Origin of the sequence: Exiguobacterium sp. s46 (assembly GCF_018618875.1) — a bacterium.
Taxonomy (GTDB): Bacteria; Bacillota; Bacilli; order Exiguobacteriales; family Exiguobacteriaceae; genus Exiguobacterium_A; species Exiguobacterium_A abrahamii.
Map to the genome: position 1 here is coordinate 2,050,944 of NZ_JACSMY010000001.1, position 21,337 is coordinate 2,072,280.

Below are 21,337 nucleotides of genomic sequence, written 5' to 3' on the forward strand. Positions count from 1 at the left end.
TTAGATGTCTCCTCTCCTGCTAATTCTCTATATCAGAATCTATCCCGAACACCCCAGCGGATAAGTAGAGTTATCCGCCGGGCGCAACGTTTCATTTCTTCAATCATGCCAACGGTTTCTTTAACTTTTAAGTAGCGTAAGTGATGCGATTCCTCGTCAATCTACCAGTTCTCTTCAGTTAACCCCGCATTCTAAAGCGACTGTCTTCAGGATAACTCTACTTATACTAAAATTACCGCGGAATACATACCAGCTATGCATATCTGAAGAAACGGATACCCATGAACGACTTACTACGCAACTGGATTCCCCTCGTCAATTCCCTCCTGTCCCGCCTCTCGATCCATCCGAACGAACATGATGAATGCCGACAAGCTGCTCTACTCCGACTTTGGAAATCAATTGAAGAAGGAAAGGTCATGACCGTCACCTTCGCCCGGATTCGAGCAAAAGGGGCGATGCTCGACTACTTAGCGACCCGTAACCGGACGCTTGCGACTGAAGTCGCAGTCGAGACGATGCCGGAGCTTCCTCGGACACCGAACGTCTCCTTTCATTATCTCCTCAGCGAACTTAAACGGGATCTGTCGAATAAAGAGTACACGTTTCTCGAAGCCTTGATGCACGGTACGGAAGAGACACTCGGTTACTCCCCGGCGCGACTCCGTTCATTGAAGTCGGAACTCCGGCAGAAAGTCCAGTTCCTCCTCGGATGATGACTTACTATCAAGAACGCCTACTTGCGATCATCGAACAGGCGGACTATCGCCCCTTGACGAAAAAAGCCTATCGCTCCGACGTTCGGCATCTCTGTCACCACGTCGAACGAATCGATTTTCCGTCTCTGCAACGCTACGGTAAGTTCCTACGCGATACTTACGCCCCAGCAACTGCGGCTCGGCGACTACATGCTCTCTCCATTTTATTCGATCAACTCGTCGCCGAGCGTTCGCTCCAGACGAATCCGTTGGCACGCGTCAAAAAACCGGTTCCCGCACCCTACCGACGACTTGCCTTCACGTACGACGACGTCCATCGTGTCCTTGAGACGATTTGCGACGAGACTGTCTATGCCTTTAGCTTCCTTCTCTTGCACACGGGACTGCGGTTTTCAGAAGCCCGTGACTTACGGCTCGTAGACGTCGACTTTACGCGCGATCAAGTGCTCGTCCGAAGCGGTAAAGGTGATCAATCACGTCAGGTTCCACTGCATCATGCGTTGCGCGATGTCCTGACGCGCTATATCGAGACGATTCGTCCTAATGCACTTCCATTATTTTGCGAAGACAGCGGACGTCCGGTCAATCCAGCAAAGTTTCGCCGTGTCCTAAAAGAAGCAAGTCAAGTATGTCTCGGACGGATCCTGCGTCCGCACGATATCCGGGTGACGTTCGCAACGACGCTCTATCACGTCCATCAGACGGACATTCTGACGATTATGCGCTTGCTTGGTCACAGCGATGTCCGGACGACCCAACACTACGTCCTACCATCGCACGACATTGCCCATACGTCAGTCAATCGACTCAAGCGGACAGACGATTGAGGACGTCCCGGACGTGATTCGTCTGGCTGCGGATGTATCCTTCCGTCGTCGAGATGCTGGCGTGACCAAGCAGACGCTTTATATCGAGCAACTTCAATCCTGCCTGCTGATAAAGATAGGTCGCATAGGCGATCCGGAGCATATGCGGACGGACGTGACGCTTCAAGGACGTAAATCCAACCTCGCGAAGTGCCTTCCTTGCCGCATGTTCATTGATCATCCGTCCCGTGACGGACTGAAACAAGTAACCGGTCGTGCGACCTGTAAGAAATAGACTAATCTTATCGCAGAGGGTCTCTCCGATCGGAATTGTCCGTGTTCGACCGCCTTTCCCGTGACGAACGTACAGTTCCTTCTTCGCTAGATCAAAATCCTGCACCGTCAACAAACGGGCCTCCATGAAGCGGAGGCCTGTTTGGCTAATCACCTCAAAAAAGAGGCGATAGGTTGGATCTTGAATCTGTCGAATCACGGGGATCAGCTCTTCACTATCATGATACGTCTCATCTTGGAGACGTTGATGAACGATTGGACGGATCTCGACCATCGGATTCTTTTTGATCCGCCGTCGCTCGACGAGGACATTTCCGAGCCGGTGTAAGACATGATAGCGTCGCAAGATCGTCGACGGCTTATAATGTGCCTTCATCAAGTGAAAATAACGCTGTAAGGACGCAACTGACCAATCGACGTGATGACTTCTCATTTGTCGAAGGTCGCTCCGATACGCCTTAATCGTGTGCGTTGCATATTTCGAATGCGTCAATAGATACTGATCGAGATAGTCATAGTGTGTCATGAATGGCTCCTCCTTTAGATGGCGACTGACGCGATGAACAATAAAACCGTACGACCAATTTCCAATGGATTATCAAGAATCGCTTTCCCTAAACACTTAATAAGCGAACAAAAAAATAAGGAAAAAAGTTACAATCTTATTGAATCTCTTTCCATTTCGGATAGGAGAAACCATGTATATGTACTTACCCCGATTCATCCATCATTGATTCCACCCAAAGGAGCCTACTTATGAATACGGATAACGATTATCTCGGTAACCCATCGGATATTCTTGTCACCACTCATGTCTTGGAAGAAGACTTACGTGACGTCATTGCGATTGAATTTAAAGACTTTTGGCATCCGAAATTACGGATTACCCCTAACGAGCTCGTCATCACCGGTTCGACTGTTTCAACGGAACATCGATTCGCCCATCATAAGCCGTTCACCCTCACGATCGCCCCGTTTCGTATCTGTCATAACATCATCTCTTTCCATATCTACGACATCAGCCCGGCATCGCAAGAGCAGACAATCCTGAACATAATAAAAGCACACCCGAATGTATCTTACAGCTACCACATGATCCATATTCAACTCTTACCATGTGACTTCGGCAATGAATTCTTCCATACGCTCCAGTATACGAAACTACTCGATCATAAAATTCTCGTCGGTCTCCATCTGTAACTCACTCCCAACACATTTTTATTTGAAATAAAAGTACGATTAGGTGTTTGCCCCCTCAAAAAAATCAACTTAAAATAAAGGCGACACACCGATTACTCGCTAGTGTGTCGCCTTTCAAGCATTATTCTTCTTTTTCATCTAAAACTGATTTACTTGACTAACACATGTATCGTTTCCGTATAGGCTGGACCTTGGATGTCATCATGGAAAACCGATTCCGAGCGAACATGATAAAAATAAGTCCCAGGAGAGCTGGTCTTCGTTCTGATGAGGAATGCTTCTGGTTTATCACCGTCCACTCGGAATAGGTACTTGCGAACTTGCTTTTGAACTCCTTTTGAATCAATTTTGAACATGAGAACACTCGTAAATTGACGTTGATCATCCTGATAAGGAGATTTAAAAAATATAGTATGATAAGTTGTCTTTCCTACACGTTCTTGACTCCACGTATAGCTATGTCTTCTCATTCCTTCATTCCCTTCTAACCCTGGAAAAGTAAGCTGTGTGTATCCCATCGCAACGATTTTTGCATCTGCTTTAGGGGCATGGAAGAATACACTTGTGACACATACACTGATCAGCAGGATTACTTGAATAATTTTTTTCATGATTCATCCTCGATTCTATTCATTAGCAATATGTTTACATTTTAATTTTACAATAATTAGTAATTTAAAAATAATTCTTTCGTGATAATAGGTCAATTTTTAATCATTACATAACTTCAGTCTTTACGTTGGATACAGTTAAAAATCAGTATGCGTTATTTTCCAAGTTCAATTTCCATGATACTTACGGAGACTCACATTCATCGACACAACAAAATAGCGGAACTCCTGTTGGGGAGAACCGCTATTTGCGTTTAATACTATGCATCGAACAATTAGAGAGTAACTACTATTCGTCATCGTACGTTTAATATCCGCAATTTCATTTGATTTCATCAATCACATTCGTGTAAACATCGCTCTCGTTACCATGTGACATCTACTTTATTTCAAAACGAAAAATGAATCTCTTTTAGTTGACGAATCCGTTCTGTATCTTCAGCATACTCGCCAGCCTCATGCCAAGATCCTGACTCTCCAAACTTTCCTTGATTCGACAAGAAATTATAGCTACCGATGACTAAATAAGTCTCATCACACATCAAGAGTTTGAAATGGGTATTCGAAACATGTAACTTTACTTTCCCTGGGTAGCCTTTTTTCAGCCACCTATTCTTCAAGTCTTTCGCGACCTTTTCAGACGTGACTGCTCGATCGTCCCGCATTCCTTTATCCATTCCGATACCATAGACGATTTTGATATCCACGCCACGTTTGAGTGCCGCCTCTATTTTATTCTTCAGGTTTTTGTCTCTCAGTAGCCAATTCCCTAACCACGGACTGACAATACAGATGTCAGAGTGTGCTTCATCAAAAGCGCGATAGAATAAATCCTTCATCTGTTGGTTTTCAACGTAGTGCCGATTCATGGGTTTCACATCTTTCAGTTGTAAATCCTGAATGATTTGCCGCATCGTCTCGACGTCTAATCCGTCAGAAGACTTTTCTTTCAACAGTTCCATGACTTCTTGTAACGTCTCATCTTTGCTTTCATGAAGACGAAGAGCCATCTGTAAATCAGCCATCATGGCTTCCGACTGTTCAGCTGTCACGTCTGCAGTTCGATCAATCTTCCCATGCAATCCTTCAAGATCTTTCCTCATGTGCAGCGAATGATTTTCCATCATGGCGTGCAGTTCAGCCATTTTTTGATTGGATGACGATTCCGTTCTTTGCATGACGTTCTCCATCGTTCGCAACACCTGCTCCATGTAATGATCCATCTGCATCATCAGTGCTCGTGTCAATTCGTGTTCTTGACGTGCCACGTCCATGGTAGGTGTTGATTTATAAGCAACTATTTCTGTAGCCTCAGGAGCAACCTGTATTTGCTTTGACAAAAGATTGATTACGATAAAGCTCATACATAAAAGGACGACATAGAGTGCCGACATCAATTGATCAAATAAAAAGAAATGGAACGTAGTCAAGAGTGTCATCCCGACAAGTGTCATATAGGCGGTTCGTTGATCATAGTCGCGCTGTATGTACCAGGCGTAGACACTGATTAGACCGAGGATCAGTAACATCACTAAACTGATTCCCGCGGGAAATACCCATGGTAAAAAAGATACCAATACATTGACGATGAGTAATTGTCGTTGTGTCATGAGCGTCTCCTTCAATCCACTAAAACTTTATCAATGATGAGTTCGAGTTCATCTTGATAGACATCGACGGTCGCTACGACACGAATCGGAAAACGAGAAGTCATCGCATTTTCAATGCGCTCTTTTCTTCCCTTGATCTCATCATTGTCGGCTTTGAATAAGACCGCTTTAATCTGTGAATCGTCTTGCGTCAACTGCAAGAAGAGATGTCCTTTCTTCTCTGTTACTTGCTCGACCATTCCTTCGACGACGACTTGTGATCCACGGTCTGACGATTTAATGGATGAAATCTGACGTGTTTGCACCGTCTCTGCTTTTTTATTTGTGACCTCCACATCACCTAACGTCTCCGGTACGAGCTCTAACTCACCTTTGTATTCGGTTACTTTTCCTGTGATTATAGCTGTAGCATGAACGGGGTACGACGTAGCATCTGGTTGTAATGTCGAAAATAACGGAACTTTCAGTGACTGTCCATTTTCACTCTCGACCGTCAAGAAAATATGCCCCTTCGGATGAACATATTTCGAAACAATTTCGGCAGAGATCGTCTTCGTTTGTCCGATGTCGTCATTTGTGAGACGCTCGCTTTCTTTTGTCTCCATCACGACGAGATCCTTTGGGGCTTGAGGAATGATTTCAATCTTTCCTTGGTATTCATTCACTTCCCCTGTAACAGCAATCTTCTGACCGACACTCATTTCTGTCGCATCAATCGCTTTGTCTTTAAAAATGGGCACACTGATCGTTCCAGTCGTATCTTTGACTTTTAGAAAGACATGCCCTTTACTCATGGACCGATCTAGAATCGTTCCCGTAATGGTTTGTTGTTGCCCTTTCATCGAGGAATCAATCGTCGCAATCGTCGTCGTTTGATTCTCTTCCTTCGTTTCATCCGCTTTTACAGACGGGACGGGCTTTGTTGCGTTGTTTGAACTCGAATCAAACAGATTTAACTTATAGATCGCTCCCCCGACGAGTAATATCAGTATGCATGCAGTCACTACGATGAACGTTCCTTTTGATTGTTTCACCTAAATTCACTCCTTAAGAAATCTCTAGCTAATATTTATTTTTGTATTATATTTCTAATTTTACACAACCATCCAAATCCTCATATTTATTTTCTGTACAAGTGGTCAATGTCTATTTTTTCAATACAGTAACTTTCAAAAGTTCATTCTGCAGATGTTTTTTAGTCTAATACCTGTCCACATCTTTTATTATTAAGTAAGTCTATCTAGCGGAAGGTATCTTCGGTATCACTAGTATTATTTCCTTGGCAATGATTTCAGTAAAAGAAGACGAGTGATCGCTGCATACGAATGAACCTTACTCGACACACAGCACTTCACTTTTGGATGAACAATAAAAAGACATCAAAACAAGCCTGAAGCGGCTCGTTTTGATGTCTACAGCATCCGTGGGTATGCTTCTTATCTTTTCTTTAATGAAATCATTACTGGAATGGTTAGAAAAAGAGCGCCTAACGCTACGTATATAATAGTCAAAGCTTGCATCGCCTCAACGACAATACTTCCTGAAATACCATAAGCTAGCTGCAATTGATCTAATTCTCGATACATATTGAAAAAGACGAGTGCAGATAGCAATGTAATACTACACGGGATGATCCATACTTTTTTCTGATTCGTTTTAATCGATGTCGAGAGGAAAACAAACTGTATCACCACAATAAGAAGAATCGGCACGAATACCGACATCACGTTCTCTTCACTTTGGAAGAAAAATCCTCGATTGTGTTGCTCTTTAAAGTATGCAGAATAGATCCACAAGCTGATCAAGTAAACAATCAGACTTCCCCACATCATAAGTCTAATCAACGGACCATCTGATGTTCTGGTCACGATGTTTTGCTGCTCATAAAAATTAACCGGCTTTTCTTCGTTCAATTTTTTGAGTTCTTCATATTGAACCTTGTTTCCGCACTTCGGACAATACTCATACTGTTTTTGAATACTCGTTTGGCAACTCGAACATGTCGTCATCTTCCTGTCCTCCTCATCCTTATTAAAGATACGATTCATTATTCAGGAGTTGACTCAAACAGATGCAAATATCGGACATATCCTTTTTCATCGTAGACTACTTCTAAAGCATTCTTCTTTTTGACAGTATAGAGACTTATTTTTTTGATTTGATGTTGATCAAGCGCGCTGTTCCCTCGCATCAATTTCGAAGACAACGCCGGGTCGAATCGGTAAGACTTCTTCGGTTTTCCGAAAACATCCATTATTTGTTTTTCACTAATATCGTTCCGTTTTTCCGTACTCATCGGTAAAAGTATTTCGTCCACAGTTTTCTTATTGCGATATGTTCCGTACAACGCATTCCCTTTAAAAATACCACTCGTATAGACTTTTCCTTGGTAATAGAACTTTCCATTCGTTCCTTTTACTTTAGAGTAAGAATCATACAACTTATGCGAAGCCTTCACGAACGTTCCGGTTTGATTCAACATATTCTTCTGAGACGTTAACCATTTCACGTTCGTTATGTTTGATGCTTTTTTGACGGTTAATGAAAGTGTGGCCGTGTACCCTTCATATGTCCCTTTGATTGTTACTTTACCAGGCGATTTTCCGATTAACTTCCCATTTGAGAAGTAAGCGATTTGTGAATTATCCGAGCGCCACGCGACTTGATTCGTCAATTTCGTTTTCGTACCGTCTTTCGCTATTGCGACAAACGTCGGCGTCATATCATTTCGAACAATCAATGAATTAAAGTCTGTACTAATCTGTGCGTTCACAGTTCGCTTTTTTAAGTTTTTCGTATCGTAGACACGAACCGGGTCACCTGTCGTAATGATTCTAGACGAGTTTTCGTTAAAGGCAATCCGTGACTCGTCTAGATTTGTATAAATTCGCTTCGCTGTTTGCATATCATATAAGATTCCTTTAGAAGTACCAAGGAACATGCCACTCTCGTCTAAATCAATATCATCGTAGGTTTTCAGTGTCGAGAGGACCGACTTATTGTATGGACTCTTAGACTGATAGATACGGGAGCTATACGTATTAAAAACAAGCGTATTCGATCGTGTCAGATCGTATGAGATGATATTTTCTGATGGTAACACTTCCGTTATCAAATCTAAGTTATGGTTCATGACACGAATCGAGGTGTTATCACCAATCATGATGTAATCATTCGATACTTTTAGCGCACCATATGTGTCAATCCCGCGAGCAGCTAATACCTTTTCACTATTCAGGTCATATAAGAAAATATGGTCGTCTGATGCGATGACGAGTTTCGAGGAGTTCGGCAAAAAGTTCACTTTGATCCCGCTATTGAATCGATACGTCTCTCCATTGTATTCAAGACTGTCAATCGTACGAATTTCGTCTCCGAACGCATCATAAATCGTAAAGTACGTGTGCCAAAATTCTTTGGCGATGAATTTCGACTCGTCCTTACTAACATCTAGCAATGTATCCCCCGTAGGATTTTTCCGTAACAATATACCTGTTTTTAAATCAAAGAGCTTCGTTCCTTCGTAATCGGAGTGATACATCGTATTGCCTCGAATGATCATGTTATTTCCAGTCACATCGTTTTCTTTAATTTGAGCGACAGTTGGCAGACTGACACTTGCTGATGCTGGTATTCCAGGGTACAACAGCGAAATCACTACAGCTCCTGCTATCATTTTTTTCATTTTTTCATCTCCTTATTCTTCAACGGCTATCCTACATATTATAGAAAAGCTAATAAAAATGAAGGACTAATTTGAAATATAAGGAAATATCATTTTAAATACAATCGTTACCTATATCAGTGAATTCTAAGCAAGACTAATTTGATTTTATTATTCATCTTAATGGAATCCTAAAAATCACTCTTTTAAACAATTAGTAAAAATACATCTTTAATAAAAGTTATTTTTTAGGTATATACATAAATTAACATGTTATTATCTGTATATTAAACATTTATTTCAGAGGTGATCATGTGATCGACATTAATACTTACGGACTTATTCCTGACTTGAAGGCTAATCACCTTGAAAATCCTGAATCCAGTTCTCATATTAAAGATCTTTTAAAACAATATGAAGGAGTACTGATAAAAAGTTTAATTACTTCATTTGGCTTAGATCTATTGTTTATACAAGATCGTCACGGCGGTGATGTAGACACCATTCACAATGTACGCGCTGCCTACAACGGTGATACACGATTCGATGGATATGCAAATCAACAAAATCAAATTAACTATGATTTAAACGGAAACTACGATAAAAAGAAGTCTTCTAAATATCACAGCGATCCGAACTATATCTCTCAAAACCGCACAGGATCCATTCAAAAAAAACAAGGAACTTTAGTTGATGCGTATACTGGAAAAACCGTCGCTAGAAATGCCGATATCGATCTAGATCATGTAATATCAGCAAAAGAAATTCAAAATGATCCAGGTCGAGTTTTGGCTGGTTTAGATGGTGTCACTTTAGCTAATCAATCAACGAACTTAAAACACACTAACCGTTCCATCAATCGTTCAAAGGGAGCTAAAACGACTCAAGAATTTACTTCATTGTTAAATGAGAAAAGAGCAGAACGCCAAGGTCGAATTATTGAACTCAAAAGTCAGTCTCAACTTAATGATCGAGATAGAAAAGAATTAAATAAACTGACACAGCTCGAATCGGTCGATGCGAAGAAAATGGAGAATGCAGAGAAAATAGCTCGAGAACATTATGATCAACAAATTTCTAAAGAGTATTATTCAAGCTCTAAATTCTTAAATGACACAATCCAAGCAAGCTACAAGTTAGGATTTAATATGGGTCTAAAGCAAGCATTAGGAATCATCTTAGCTGAAGTAATTATCTTAATAAAAAAAGAAATTCCACAACTAGTAAAAACGATGAAAAATGAATTCAAGTTAGGTCTATTTTTCCAAAAAATTTCAGAAATCATAAAACAAGCTTTTATTAATGTACAAGCAAAATATAAAGAAATCATTCAAGGATTCGCAAATGGCGTATTATCAGGAATTCTTGCTTCATTGGTAACGACTCTAATTAATATATTTGTTACTTCTGCAAAACATGTAGTAAAAATTATCCGAGAGAGCCTTTCAACAATTGTAGAAGCATTGAATATCCTCATTATCAACCCTGATAATCTTCCTTATGGAGAAGTTTTAAAGGCCGTTGCCATTCTACTCTCTACTGGTATGTCAGTCATATTAGGAACAATCGTCACGGAAGCCATGAGTAAAATTCCTGCTTTGAACATTCCGATTATTGGTGAAGTATTAACGACCTTTATCGGGGCCAGTGTGACAGGATTAATGAGCGTAAGTCTGCTTTACTACATTGAGAACTCAAAACAAATAAAGAAAATTGTCGACTGGTTGAATCAGTTTAAATCATCGTTCGATCACAAACTCGATTATTTTAAAAAGGTTCATGCGTCACTAATTGCTTATGTGGCTGAACTTGAAAATATCGATTTAGATTATTTTAAATTACAAGTAGAGATGACGAATGAAATTGCTAACCAAATAGAACACACCACATCTGATCAAGAAATAAACTTAACTCTTTCAAACATCGTCGAAAAATATAATGTCTATTTAGCTTACGATGGAACGATTGGTGGTTTGGATGATTTTATGGATGATTCTAATACAATTTTAGAGTTTAAATTATGAGTTTCCCATGTAGCCAATGCGGACTCTGTTGCAAATCTCTAGATAATTCTTCGATTTACGATGATTTAAACCGTGGTGATGGCATCTGTGTTCACTTTGATGAACAATCCAATATGTGTTCAATTTACGAAGAAAGACCTCTGAAATGTAAAATTGATGCGATGTATCAGCATCATTTTTATAAATTTTATTCTTTAAAAGAGTACTATGCGTTAAATGAAGCAGCTTGTAATGAATTGAAAAAAAAGGAGACTTGATGAAAATGCCACTTCCATTTATTATTGGCGGAATCGCAATCGCAGCAGGAATTACAGGTGTTACAGCGGGTACAAAAGGTGTAAAAAAAATTGCTGATGCAAAGGCTATCGTCGAAGAAGCTGAAACTAAGTACAATAAATCAAAACGTGAACTTACTAAAGTTGAAAGTGAAACGGGAGCACAATTAGAATCTTTAGGGAAACTAAAAGTTGAAATCTGGAAAGATTTCGATCGCTTTTCAAGCGCTTTCGAAAAGATTAAAAACCGTCCGGAATTTGAGAACAAAACAACAGGTGAGTTCAAGATGCCTGAACATTCTCTTCATAAAATCGAAGAAATTCAAGTACAAGCCATTGAAGTTTTAGGTACGACAGCCGCTTCCGCTGGAGCAGGCGTAGCTACAGGTTTTGCTGCATATAGTGGTGTCATGGCTCTGGGGACAGCTTCAACTGGAACTGCAATCAGTTCTTTATCTGGAGTCGCAGCAACAAACGCAGCTTTAGCTGCTCTAGGTGGCGGTAGTCTAGCTGCAGGTGGTGGTGGAATCGCTTTAGGTTCCCAAGTATTAATGGGAGCAGTGACAGGTCCTGTTGTTGCCGTCGGAGGACTACTTGTAAACGCTAAGGGGAATTCAAGCTTAGAAAAAGCATATGAAGTAGAAAATGAAGTAGACAGTGTCATTAAGGTCATTAAGCGTTCTTTAGATTTTTTACGTCGTGTAGCTGTATTAGCTTCTAAAATGGAAGCTGATTTAATCCTTATTCAAGATACCTACCTTAAACAGGTTAGTCGTTTAGAAAACTTAGTTTCTCGTAAAAATGACTATAACTTCTTTACTCATGAAGAAAAAGTATTAGTTGATACGAATATCAAAATCGTTGCGATTTTGTATAAGTTATCGAATCAAGATCTAGTAGAGCATAATTCGGAATCAAAAGCTCTTCCAACATTACTTGATAATCAAGTTGATGAATTGATTCTAGAATCACAAAAAGCAATGGTAGCATTAAATATTAAAAATTAATTCAAGAATTAAGAGTTTATTATGCAAAATAGGAGTGCAGAATTGTACGTCAAAAGCGTACTTAATTCTGCACTCCTATTTTTGAACCCATACATGTCAAAGCTAATTAATCTCTACTATACAAATCTCGCGTATAAACCTTCTCTTCCACATCACTCAACTCTGGATGCATCCGATTTGAAATAATGATATCCGATTCTTGCTTAAACGCTTCAATGTCACGAATGACACGTGAGTTGTAGAACGTATCTTCAGTTAAGACTGGCTCAAAGACAGTCACTTCAATTCCTTTTGCCTTGATTCGCTTCATGATACCTTGGATCGATGACGCACGGAAGTTGTCCGAATCTGTCTTCATCGTCAAACGATAGACGCCAACGACTTTTGGATTTTGTTTGATGATCGTATCTGCAATATAGTCTTTACGCGTCCGGTTTGCTTCGACGATTGCACCGATGATGTTGTTCGGAACATCCTCATAGTTCGCAAGTAGCTGCTTCGTATCTTTCGGTAAGCAGTACCCACCATAGCCGAATGACGGATTGTTATAGTGATTCCCAATCCGGCTATCGAGACCAACACCTTCGATGATTTGCTTCGTATCTAAATTACGCACTTCCGCATACGTATCAAGTTCATTAAAGAACGCGACACGCATAGCAAGATAGGTGTTCGAGAAGAGCTTGATCGCTTCTGCTTCCGTCGAGTCTGTCAATAAGACAGGAACGTCTTTCTTCACTGCCCCTTGCAATAATAAATCAGCAAACTGTTGTGCGCGCTCTGAACGTTCGCCCACGACGATACGAGATGGGTACAGGTTGTCATGTAACGCCTGTCCTTCACGCAAGAATTCTGGCGAGAAGACGATATTCGGTGTATCGAATTTTTCTTTTAATTCTTCTGTATAACCTACTGGTACGGTCGACTTGATGACCATTGTGGCATCCGGATTAATCGCAAGTACCGTTGCGACGACGCTTTCGACTGTCCGTGTGTTGAAGTAATTGCGTACTGGATCATAGTCTGTAGGAGTTGCGATGACGACGAACTCTGCTTCTTTGTAGGCTTCGAAGTTATCTGTTGTAGCGTGTAAGTTCAATTCCTTATGTTGAAGGAAGTTTTCGATTTCTGCATCAACAATAGGCGATTTACGGTTGTTAACCATTTCTACCCGTTCTTTAATGATATCAATCGATGTGACTTCATTATGCTGGGCGAGTAATACGGCCATCGATAGACCTACGTATCCTGTTCCTGCTACTGTGATTTTCATGTGACTATCACTCAATTTCTTGTTTGATTTTTTGTTTCTGCTTAAAACGATTTAAAGCATCCTGCCAAGTCGGAATTTCATAACCCAAACTCTCGATTGAAGATAAAGATAATATACTTCTCATTGGTCTTTTAGCTTTTTGTGGAAACGCATCAGAGTTACAAGCTAATACTTTAACTGCTTTCTCTTTAAGAATCTCTTGGGCAAAATCGTGCCATGAACAAACGCCTTCATTTGAAAAGTGATATAGTCCTCCTGCTACTTTTTGGTTTACGATAAACCACATAAAACGTGCTAAATCTTCTGAAAAAGTAGGTCTTCCCAATTGATCAGACACCACATTTAATTCACTTCTTGTTTCCGATAGCTTTAACATTGTATACACAAAATTGTGACCATGAACCCCAAACACCCACGATGTTCGAATAATAAATCCGTCTTCCTTTAAAATCTCTTGAACAGCTTTTTCTCCAGCCAATTTTGCTTTACCGTACTCGTTCAAAGGATTAACAGCGTCTGTAGTTTCATAAGGCGTTTCTTTTGTACCATCAAAAACATAGTCCGTACTCACGTAAATCATTTTAGCATTGACTGTCTTAGCAGCTTTTGCAATAATTTCAGTCCCTGTAGCGTTCACTAGCCAGTTCTGTTCCTTCCCTTCGTCTTCTGCTGCTTCGACATTCGTATATGCAGCAGCGTGAAGAATCCAGTCTGGTTGAATCGAGTTCACGATGGTTTGAACTGCACTCTCATTCGTGATATCAAGTTCTGATTTTGTAAAAGCAACAACTTCAAATGCTGAAGCGTCAATTAACTCAACGAGATCTTTTCCTAATTGACCATTGGCACCTGTTATAATGACTTTCTTCATTTAACTAGTGTCGCTTTCTCTTTGAGTGGACGCCACCAAGCTTCGTTCGCTAGATACCAGTCGATAGTTTCGATAATTCCTGTATCAAATGTATATTTTGGTTTCCAACCGAGTTCTGTTTCTAATTTAGCTGGATCAATCGCATAACGACGATCATGTCCTAAACGATCTTCTACATACTTCACTAGGTCAGAAGAAACATTCAAACGTTCCACAATCAAGTCTACGATTTGGTTGTTTGTTCGTTCGTTATGTCCACCCACATTATAGACTTCACCCGATTTTCCATTATGGAAAACTAAATCGATTGCCGCACAATGATCGGTTACATGCAACCAATCTCGAATATTTTCACCATCACCGTAAATCGGTAATTCTTTTTGATCCATCGCATTGGTAATCATCAATGGGATGAGTTTTTCAGGGAAATGGAATGGACCATAGTTATTTGAACAGCGTGTAATGTTGACATCCATGCCGTATGTTTCAAAATAAGACCGTACTAACATATCTGCTCCAGCTTTAGAGGCAGAGTAAGGACTATTTGGTGCCAGCGGCGTATCTTCAGTAAAGTATCCTTCTGCGCCTAGAGAACCGTATACTTCGTCGGTCGATACTTGTACATATTTTTTAAGATTATGTTTCCGTGCAGCGTCCAGTAATGCAAGTGTTCCTTGAATGTTTGTTTCCACAAACACTTCAGGATTCAATATGCTTCGGTCTACGTGCGACTCTGCTGCAAAGTTGATGATACCTTCTACATTATGTTCTTGAATTAATCGATCTAACAATTGGCGATCAGTAATGTTTCCTTCTACAAATATATGATTTGGGTTGTCCATGACATCAGCTAAGCTGTCTTTATTGCCTGCGTACGTAAGTAAATCTAAGTTAATGATTTTATAGGTAGGATATGTATGTAACATATGGCGAACAAAGTTACTTCCAATGAATCCAGCTCCACCTGTAACGATAATATTCATTATTATTTCCCACTCCATTCAAAGTTGTTTTCTGCTTGTTCAAATGTCGGATGTTTTGTATCTTTATCTGAAAGAATCGGATTAGAAATTGGCCAGTTAATATTTAGTGCTGGATCATCCCACTGAATTCCTCGATCGTGTTCAGCTGAGTATAATTCGTCAACTTTATAAAAAACATTTACATCCTCAGTCAGGGTACAAAAACCATGTGCAAAACCCTTAGGAACCAATAATTGTCGTTTATTATGTTCACTTAAAATAAAGCCTTCCCACTCTCCATAAGTAGGAGAATTTTTGCGCATATCTACAACGACATCATAGATTGCACCAGTACCTACACGAACTAATTTTGTTTGCGCTTTTGGATTTAATTGATAGTGCATACCTCGCAAAACACCAGCTTCTTTAGATAACGAATGGTTATCTTGAATGAAGTCATGTTTAATACCTGCCGCATGAAATGTTTCTTCGTTGTAACTTTCCATGAAAAAACCACGATGATCGCCGAATACTTTCGGTTCAAGCAATACTACACCGTCTAATTTACTTTTAATTACTTTCATGATTGAACACCCTCCTCCTGAAGAAATCGATCTTTCACGGTGTTAGCGACATGCAAAAGATATTGACCATAAGCATTTTTCTTCAACGGTTGTGCTAAATCAATCAATTGTTTTTTTGAAATGTAGCCCATGCGATATGAGATTTCTTCTAAACAGGCAATCTTCAATTTTTGTCTACGCTCAATGGTCTCAATAAAAGTAGAAGCTTCGAGAAGTGATTCATGAGTTCCTGTATCAAGCCATGCAAAACCGCGTCCGAGGAGTTCAACACGTAATGAATTATCTTCTAAATAACATTTATTCAAATCAGTAATTTCAAGTTCTCCTCGAGGAGAAGGTTTCAAGGATTTTGCAAATTCAACTACACGATTATCATAGAAATACAAACCAGTAATCGCATAATTACTTTTAGCGACTTCTGGCTTCTCTTCAATTGAAATAACATTTTGCTGCTGATCAAATTCGACAACACCAAAGCGTTCTGGATCATGTACGTGATAGCCAAACACCGTAGATCCTGATTGTAAGGAAGAAGCTTTTTGTAGAAGCTCTGTGAAGCCATGACCATAATAAATATTATCGCCTAATACAAGAGCAACTGAATCATCACCAATAAAGTCTTCACCAATAATGAAAGCTTGAGCTAAACCATCTGGAGATTCTTGAACTTTATAAGAGATCTTTAGACCCAATTCTTTACCATCTCCTAAAAGTTGCTCGAAGCGAGGAGTATCTTCAGGAGTAGAAATAATTAGGATTTCCTTAATTCCAGCTAACATCAGAGTTGACATAGGATAATAAATCATAGGTTTATCGTATACGGGTAACAATTGCTTTGAAATTGACTTAGTTAATGGATATAAACGTGTACCACTGCCGCCAGCTAAAATTATACCTTTCATTTTTAAAGCCCCTCTCTTTTTCCTAGTTCATTCTTTTTATAAGCTTTATAACCTAAATAACTGCTCTTTATTTTATTGACCTTATCTTTTTCGCTAAAAATTATTTTATATATATATTTACTTAGTAAATAGTAGGACATTTTAACTATTTCTTTATTATCTTTATATTTTTTTCTAAAATAAAAATTATTTCTAACCATATAGTAATATCTTGAATTATTATGTTGAGTTTTTCTCAATAATATATTGATTAAAGAACCTTTTATAGGATCACCTAATTGTTGATATTGCGTTGATTGACCTACTAATATAATTTTATAGTTATTTATTCTCAAGAAAGTTCCTAAGTCAATATCTACGTAGGATAAGAAGAAGTTTTCATCAATCATTCCAATATTTTGTATCGCTTCTAGATTTACAAAACTTCCAGATGTCATAGTCCAATTTTTTTCTATAACTTCATTAGTTTTTATAGCAGGTTTACTATTTTTATTAGTATATATTTTCACATAATTAGGAGAAAAAATCCCGACTCTAGAAATATCTTTTCTTGATTGATTAGATATATATTCTTTCATTTTATTTATTTCATTCTCTGTATATTCTGTGTCTTGATCCATAGTTAAAATAAAATCAGCACTGATCTTAATAGCTTCTTGAAATGACCAATTTAAAGCTTTAGAAATTCCATTATTCTCAAAATTAGAGTAGTACACAATTTTTTTACTACTTTCAACATATTCTTTAATTTCTTTGTTTAATTTACTGGAATTATCATATATAAAAACTTTTTCAGAAACTTTTTCTAAAACTTTAATTCTATTTACCACTTCAGATGAAGCATTATATAAAATCATCATCGAACAATATCTCATTATTTTCTCCCTCCACTATTTGTATTTATTTTTATTATTTTAAAAAATATTAATAATAATATTATTACCGTATACAGTCCTGTCCCCATTAAAATATTGATTATGAATTTAGCACTAATAAAAATATGTATAAAATCAAAAGTGATTTTTTTAGTTATCCATATTGATAAATATGATGTAACTATTATTATAAAAATTTCGAGTAACATTTTTTTGTCTATTATTTTTAACACTTTTTTATTTATATAGATATACATAACTAAGCAAGAAATCGCTGTAGATACACTCGTGCTAAATGCTAAACCACTTAATCCATAATTTCTATAAAGATTTAAACTTAAAAAAATATTTAGACACAAAGAAAATATGGATAATATTGTAACTTCTTTAACTTTTTTATAGGAAAAGAAAATTCTTAATAGAAATTCTCTAACACCTAAAAATACTAGTGATACTGAATAGAGTTTAAATACAGATATTGTTATATATAATGACTTATCAGTCATTCCTCCTCTTCCTAAAAGAACATTTACTATTTCTTCAGCATAAAAAAGCATAATTATATTAATAGGAAATAAAATCAAAATTAAATTTTTTATATTTTCAGTACAAAATTTTGAGATTATTTTTTTACCCTCATTATCTGAAATCTTTTTTGAGATTATAGGATATAATATTGAAACCAAAGTAACAGAAATAAGTCCATGTGAAAATAAAAGAAGCTTATTTGAATAGTTTAATATTGAAACTCCACCTTCAATAATTCTAGAAGCAAGATTTCGATCAATTATAGTATTCAATTGATTTATAGCAACTCCGATAAAAGCTGGTAAAGCAATACTTAACATACCTTTAATTTCATAACTTACTTTAGGCTTTTTACTAAGTTTAAATTCAATATTGAAAACAGTTTTTTTAAACAGGAAATATACTGTTACAAATTGAACAAAAACTGTAATTAAACTAGAATACCCTAAAAATAACGAATTTGTTTTGTAGCTTATAAATATTATAAAAATAGAAAATAAAGACGCAGGAATACCTGCAAATATAGCTAAATAGTATCTTTTGTTAATTTGAAGTAATGTATTAATTATAAAGATACTCCCAGAAAACGCTAAACTAAGTGAACCAATTCTTGTAAACAAAACAGTCGTTTCAATAGCTTCTTTATCAAAACCTGTAGCAATTATTTTTGTTAGAGGAAAAGCAGTAATCCAGATTATAATTGTCAATACTAGAGAGAATAGAATTACTATTGCTGCTAAGTTATTTAAAAACTCTTGAGTGTATTTTAAGTCTTTATTTTTTTTTACTTCAAAATAAATTGGTATTAAGCTAGTAGTTATAGCAATACCGACATATTCATAAATAGTTCCTGGGATTGTCAAAGAAATTAAATAAGCATCTGTAATCGAATTTGCACCATAAAAATAAGCTAAGCTTATATCCCTAACAAACCCTAAACCTTTGCTAATAAATGTAAATATAAATACTAGTATGAAATCTCTTTTCATTGATTTCCCTCTTTTTATGTCTCTTTATAAATTTTTATTTTATTACGTATTAAAATCAAATATACACAAAAGAATACAAATGATGCTATAAAACTCATATATGACCATGCGCTAGTCACAAAATAAGTTAAAAAGAAGAGTATAGCTGTTAACAAAACACTGCTTAATTTATCTTCATTATTATTTTGTATTTTAAATGTGTATTTCGCGATTAAAATACCAATTCCGATAAAGATTAGTAGAGAGAAGAATATTCCAAAGTCCTCAATTAATGGTCTCATCCAAGTGTAAACATTAGTAGAAAATATGGGACCTGTAAAAACAACTTCTTTATATAAACCTGGTTGACGTTCTACAATACCTAAGAAATCAAAAATACCATAAAAAGTTTTAACACCGATCGAACTAATATCAGTAAATTTGTAATGACTTATCCATTCATCGAATGCAGGAATATGACCAAAAGCATATGTTAAAAATTTATTTGATAAAAGTTTGATTGTAAATATATCGAATTTCCCAACTCTTAATAACATTGCAGTAAACAATAAGCTTATAATTATACATAGACTTATGATTATACCAAAGAAATTCTTTAGGGTTTTCTTCCACGAAAAACCCGATTTTTTTTTAACTAAATTCCCGACTAAATATGCAGAAATAAACAAAAATGTACTAGAAATTACTCCTGCTTTGGCATTTTGAGTAAGCATTATAGATATACTAGGCAAAAATGTAAGTATACAAAAAATTATTTGTGACTTTTTAATTGTAAAATTCAAATTGTATCCACCAATTAAAGGTGCTAAATATACGCTTATCAATAAAATACTATTTAAAAGTGATCCATTATTACTTTGTCCAGCGTATCGTTCTGTAGCCATTAAGTTGTTTATCTCTAATAAATTATTAAAATTAAATAATGAGGATAAACTGATATTTTGTTCGTATATATTTTTTATTGGAAATATCATAGAAAGAATAATAACTATTAACATTAATTTGAACGCTAAGTTTTCATTAAAATAAGTTCTTTTCTCCTGATAACTATTATTTTTTACAGTTGCAAAAAATAATAGTTCTCCAACAAATAAGAATATAATCATAAACTCTATATACAATATTCCTAAATAACTAAAATTGAAATTGTAAAAAATTATTAATGAAATCGAAACCATTATAGTCCACAGACTACAAATTAAATTAAAAGGTGTATTTAATCGATCATAGTTTTTGGATGACATAGAAATAAATAGTAAATTTAATATCAAAATTGAAATAGAAACTAGTACATTCATATTATTTAATACCTTCTCTTGATATATTCATCATAAAAAATAGTAAATGAATTCTTCCAATAATTAAACTTTTTGGTGTCGTTAATGCCAGACATTGATCCATCTTCTTTGTGAATAACTTCTAATTCATTAATATATTTAAATTTATACATATTGTTTCTCGCAAATAAAACTAACCATAACTCCTCAGCTAAAAGAAACATTTCATTGTTAAATATTTTAAATGAACTGTCATAACTTTTTTTAGCTACCTCATATGGAATAATTATAAATGCTCCGTGTAAAGCATCTACTATATTACTGTTATTAGATATAATCTTCGAAAAATTGTTAATAAATTTAGAATAAACAATAGAGATATACATAAAAATTTTAAAATTTGTTACGGCACTCAATTTTAATAATTTCATGCTTAAATCTGTTAGCTTATGGTAAAAAGGATTTTGATTATTACCACTTAATGTTGATATTTTAGGTCCTATAATTGTTTTTCCATCATCATATCTAGATATTTTATTATAAGGTAGGGTTTTTAAGAGAATGTCTGGATTTGATATAATAAGATGCTTAAAATTATAATTTTCTATAGCTTTATCAATACCAAAGTTATTACCGTAACTAAATCCTTTATTATCGATGGAATAAAAATCACAATTATATATAGCAGATACTTTCTTTAATTCATCATTTGTTAGATTGTCATAAAAGCTATTTACAATAATTACTTTATAAGAAAAGTTATTAGTTGCCTTTTCTCTTATACTTTTTACTAAATCAACTATATCTTCTGTATTTTTATATGTTAGTACAACAAATATCATATCCACATTTTTTTTTGTCATCTT

The 21,337-nt window shown here is 36.6% G+C and carries 21 protein-coding genes; 6 read left to right on the forward strand and 15 right to left on the reverse strand.

Features of this window, described 5'->3' with window-relative positions; translation table 11 throughout:
- Positions 1 to 281 precede the first annotated feature (281 nt).
- Both KNQ08_RS10610 and KNQ08_RS10615 read left to right on the forward strand, forming a co-directional pair.
- Positions 282 to 716: a sigma factor gene (locus KNQ08_RS10610; RefSeq protein ID WP_029342674.1), complete on the forward strand. Its 435-nt coding sequence runs from the start codon at positions 282 to 284 to the stop codon at positions 714 to 716.
- Positions 713 to 1,546: a tyrosine-type recombinase/integrase gene (locus KNQ08_RS10615; protein WP_214805538.1), complete on the forward strand. Its 834-nt coding sequence runs from the start codon at positions 713 to 715 to the stop codon at positions 1,544 to 1,546. The genes KNQ08_RS10610 and KNQ08_RS10615 overlap by 4 nt, the downstream gene beginning before the upstream one ends.
- Here the strand turns inward: KNQ08_RS10615 and KNQ08_RS10620 are convergent.
- Positions 1,527 to 2,345, reverse strand: a complete 819-nt coding sequence (locus KNQ08_RS10620; protein ID WP_214805540.1) for a tyrosine-type recombinase/integrase — start codon at positions 2,343 to 2,345, stop codon at positions 1,527 to 1,529. The genes KNQ08_RS10615 and KNQ08_RS10620 overlap by 20 nt on opposite strands.
- Positions 2,346 to 2,575: 230 nt before the next feature.
- Here KNQ08_RS10620 and KNQ08_RS10625 point away from each other — a divergent pair, with 230 nt between their 5' ends.
- Positions 2,576 to 3,019 (forward strand): hypothetical protein, encoded by a 444-nt coding sequence (locus KNQ08_RS10625; RefSeq protein ID WP_214805542.1) that lies wholly within the window; start codon positions 2,576 to 2,578, stop codon positions 3,017 to 3,019.
- A gap of 149 nt (positions 3,020 to 3,168) precedes the next feature.
- On the opposite strand, the gene KNQ08_RS10630 is transcribed toward KNQ08_RS10625, so the two are convergent.
- From KNQ08_RS10630 to KNQ08_RS10650, 5 genes are all read right to left on the reverse strand, one after another.
- On the reverse strand, positions 3,169 to 3,630 hold the full coding sequence (locus KNQ08_RS10630) for a hypothetical protein (protein WP_214805544.1): 462 nt from the start codon (positions 3,628 to 3,630) through the stop codon (positions 3,169 to 3,171).
- Positions 3,631 to 4,019: 389 nt separating this feature from the next.
- Positions 4,020 to 5,240, reverse strand: coding sequence for a phospholipase D-like domain-containing protein (locus tag KNQ08_RS10635; protein WP_214805546.1), 1,221 nt, complete (start codon positions 5,238 to 5,240; stop codon positions 4,020 to 4,022).
- Between the two features lie 11 nt (positions 5,241 to 5,251).
- Entirely contained in the window at positions 5,252 to 6,274 is a 1,023-nt protein-coding gene (locus tag KNQ08_RS10640; RefSeq protein ID WP_214805548.1) for an exodeoxyribonuclease VII large subunit, read from the reverse strand.
- Positions 6,275 to 6,676: 402 nt separating this feature from the next.
- The gene (locus tag KNQ08_RS10645) at positions 6,677 to 7,249 is read right to left on the reverse strand and encodes a zinc ribbon domain-containing protein (protein ID WP_214805550.1); all 573 of its coding nucleotides are present in this window, start codon (positions 7,247 to 7,249) and stop codon (positions 6,677 to 6,679) included.
- Between the two features lie 38 nt (positions 7,250 to 7,287).
- Positions 7,288 to 8,925: an Ig-like domain-containing protein gene (locus KNQ08_RS10650; RefSeq protein ID WP_214805551.1), complete on the reverse strand. Its 1,638-nt coding sequence runs from the start codon at positions 8,923 to 8,925 to the stop codon at positions 7,288 to 7,290.
- Between the two features lie 293 nt (positions 8,926 to 9,218).
- Between KNQ08_RS10650 and KNQ08_RS10655 the strand changes: the two genes are divergently transcribed.
- The 3 genes from KNQ08_RS10655 to KNQ08_RS10665 are packed head-to-tail and all read left to right on the forward strand — an operon-like array spanning position 9,219 to position 12,210.
- On the forward strand, positions 9,219 to 10,928 hold the full coding sequence (locus KNQ08_RS10655; RefSeq protein WP_214805552.1) for a hypothetical protein: 1,710 nt from the start codon (positions 9,219 to 9,221) through the stop codon (positions 10,926 to 10,928).
- On the forward strand, positions 10,925 to 11,185 hold the full coding sequence (locus tag KNQ08_RS17040) for a YkgJ family cysteine cluster protein (RefSeq protein WP_214805553.1): 261 nt from the start codon (positions 10,925 to 10,927) through the stop codon (positions 11,183 to 11,185). Before KNQ08_RS10655 ends, KNQ08_RS17040 begins: the two co-directional genes overlap by 4 nt.
- Before the next feature lie 5 nt (positions 11,186 to 11,190).
- Entirely contained in the window at positions 11,191 to 12,210 is a 1,020-nt protein-coding gene (locus KNQ08_RS10665) for a hypothetical protein (protein WP_214805554.1), read from the forward strand.
- Positions 12,211 to 12,316: 106 nt separating this feature from the next.
- Here KNQ08_RS10665 and KNQ08_RS10670 read toward each other — a convergent pair whose 3' ends face one another.
- Genes KNQ08_RS10670 through KNQ08_RS10710 form a run of 9 tightly spaced genes read right to left on the reverse strand, consistent with a single transcriptional unit; the run spans position 12,317 to position 21,334 of the window.
- Positions 12,317 to 13,483, reverse strand: coding sequence for a nucleotide sugar dehydrogenase (locus tag KNQ08_RS10670; protein WP_214805555.1), 1,167 nt, complete (start codon positions 13,481 to 13,483; stop codon positions 12,317 to 12,319).
- Positions 13,484 to 13,490: 7 nt separating this feature from the next.
- Positions 13,491 to 14,354: a dTDP-4-dehydrorhamnose reductase gene (gene rfbD, locus KNQ08_RS10675; RefSeq protein ID WP_214805556.1), complete on the reverse strand. Its 864-nt coding sequence runs from the start codon at positions 14,352 to 14,354 to the stop codon at positions 13,491 to 13,493.
- The gene (rfbB, locus tag KNQ08_RS10680) at positions 14,351 to 15,337 is read right to left on the reverse strand and encodes a dTDP-glucose 4,6-dehydratase (protein WP_214805558.1); all 987 of its coding nucleotides are present in this window, start codon (positions 15,335 to 15,337) and stop codon (positions 14,351 to 14,353) included. The genes rfbD and rfbB overlap by 4 nt, the downstream gene beginning before the upstream one ends.
- A 2-nt stretch (positions 15,338 to 15,339) precedes the next feature.
- Complete coding sequence (rfbC, locus tag KNQ08_RS10685) at positions 15,340 to 15,900, reverse strand: dTDP-4-dehydrorhamnose 3,5-epimerase (RefSeq protein ID WP_214805560.1); 561 nt, start codon at positions 15,898 to 15,900, stop codon at positions 15,340 to 15,342.
- Complete coding sequence (gene rfbA, locus KNQ08_RS10690) at positions 15,897 to 16,802, reverse strand: glucose-1-phosphate thymidylyltransferase RfbA (protein ID WP_214805562.1); 906 nt, start codon at positions 16,800 to 16,802, stop codon at positions 15,897 to 15,899. The genes rfbC and rfbA overlap by 4 nt, the downstream gene beginning before the upstream one ends.
- A gap of 2 nt (positions 16,803 to 16,804) precedes the next feature.
- Positions 16,805 to 17,662, reverse strand: coding sequence for a glycosyltransferase (locus KNQ08_RS10695; RefSeq protein ID WP_214805564.1), 858 nt, complete (start codon positions 17,660 to 17,662; stop codon positions 16,805 to 16,807).
- Between the two features lie 14 nt (positions 17,663 to 17,676).
- Positions 17,677 to 19,194, reverse strand: coding sequence for a murein biosynthesis integral membrane protein MurJ (murJ, locus tag KNQ08_RS10700; RefSeq protein WP_214805566.1), 1,518 nt, complete (start codon positions 19,192 to 19,194; stop codon positions 17,677 to 17,679).
- A 14-nt stretch (positions 19,195 to 19,208) separates the two neighbouring features.
- Complete coding sequence (locus tag KNQ08_RS10705; protein WP_214805568.1) at positions 19,209 to 20,492, reverse strand: O-antigen polymerase; 1,284 nt, start codon at positions 20,490 to 20,492, stop codon at positions 19,209 to 19,211.
- A 5-nt stretch (positions 20,493 to 20,497) separates the two neighbouring features.
- Positions 20,498 to 21,334 carry a glycosyltransferase family protein gene (locus KNQ08_RS10710; protein ID WP_214805571.1) on the reverse strand — a complete coding sequence of 279 codons (837 nt, stop codon included), beginning with the start codon at positions 21,332 to 21,334 and terminating at the stop codon, positions 20,498 to 20,500.
- Positions 21,335 to 21,337 lie beyond the last annotated feature (3 nt).

Excerpts from the sequence above, each read along its gene's own strand:
- KNQ08_RS10610 (WP_029342674.1), top strand. The coding sequence starts at position 282 with ATGAACGACTTACTACGCAACTGGATTCCCCTCGTCAATTCCCTCCTG.
- KNQ08_RS10615 (WP_214805538.1), top strand. The coding sequence starts at position 713 with ATGATGACTTACTATCAAGAACGCCTACTTGCGATCATCGAACAGGCG.
- KNQ08_RS10620 (WP_214805540.1), bottom strand. The coding sequence starts at position 2,345 with ATGACACACTATGACTATCTCGATCAGTATCTATTGACGCATTCGAAA.
- KNQ08_RS10625 (WP_214805542.1), top strand. The coding sequence starts at position 2,576 with ATGAATACGGATAACGATTATCTCGGTAACCCATCGGATATTCTTGTC.
- KNQ08_RS10630 (WP_214805544.1), bottom strand. The coding sequence starts at position 3,630 with ATGAAAAAAATTATTCAAGTAATCCTGCTGATCAGTGTATGTGTCACA.
- KNQ08_RS10635 (WP_214805546.1), bottom strand. The coding sequence starts at position 5,240 with ATGACACAACGACAATTACTCATCGTCAATGTATTGGTATCTTTTTTA.
- KNQ08_RS10645 (WP_214805550.1), bottom strand. The coding sequence starts at position 7,249 with ATGACGACATGTTCGAGTTGCCAAACGAGTATTCAAAAACAGTATGAG.
- KNQ08_RS10650 (WP_214805551.1), bottom strand. The coding sequence starts at position 8,925 with ATGAAAAAAATGATAGCAGGAGCTGTAGTGATTTCGCTGTTGTACCCT.
- KNQ08_RS17040 (WP_214805553.1), top strand. The coding sequence starts at position 10,925 with ATGAGTTTCCCATGTAGCCAATGCGGACTCTGTTGCAAATCTCTAGAT.
- KNQ08_RS10665 (WP_214805554.1), top strand. The coding sequence starts at position 11,191 with ATGCCACTTCCATTTATTATTGGCGGAATCGCAATCGCAGCAGGAATT.
- KNQ08_RS10670 (WP_214805555.1), bottom strand. The coding sequence starts at position 13,483 with ATGAAAATCACAGTAGCAGGAACAGGATACGTAGGTCTATCGATGGCC.
- rfbD (WP_214805556.1), bottom strand. The coding sequence starts at position 14,354 with ATGAAGAAAGTCATTATAACAGGTGCCAATGGTCAATTAGGAAAAGAT.
- rfbB (WP_214805558.1), bottom strand. The coding sequence starts at position 15,337 with ATGAATATTATCGTTACAGGTGGAGCTGGATTCATTGGAAGTAACTTT.
- rfbC (WP_214805560.1), bottom strand. The coding sequence starts at position 15,900 with ATGAAAGTAATTAAAAGTAAATTAGACGGTGTAGTATTGCTTGAACCG.
- rfbA (WP_214805562.1), bottom strand. The coding sequence starts at position 16,802 with ATGAAAGGTATAATTTTAGCTGGCGGCAGTGGTACACGTTTATATCCA.
- KNQ08_RS10695 (WP_214805564.1), bottom strand. The coding sequence starts at position 17,662 with ATGATGATTTTATATAATGCTTCATCTGAAGTGGTAAATAGAATTAAA.
- murJ (WP_214805566.1), bottom strand. The coding sequence starts at position 19,194 with ATGAAAAGAGATTTCATACTAGTATTTATATTTACATTTATTAGCAAA.
- KNQ08_RS10705 (WP_214805568.1), bottom strand. The coding sequence starts at position 20,492 with ATGAATGTACTAGTTTCTATTTCAATTTTGATATTAAATTTACTATTT.
- KNQ08_RS10710 (WP_214805571.1), bottom strand. The coding sequence starts at position 21,334 with ATGACAAAAAAAAATGTGGATATGATATTTGTTGTACTAACATATAAA.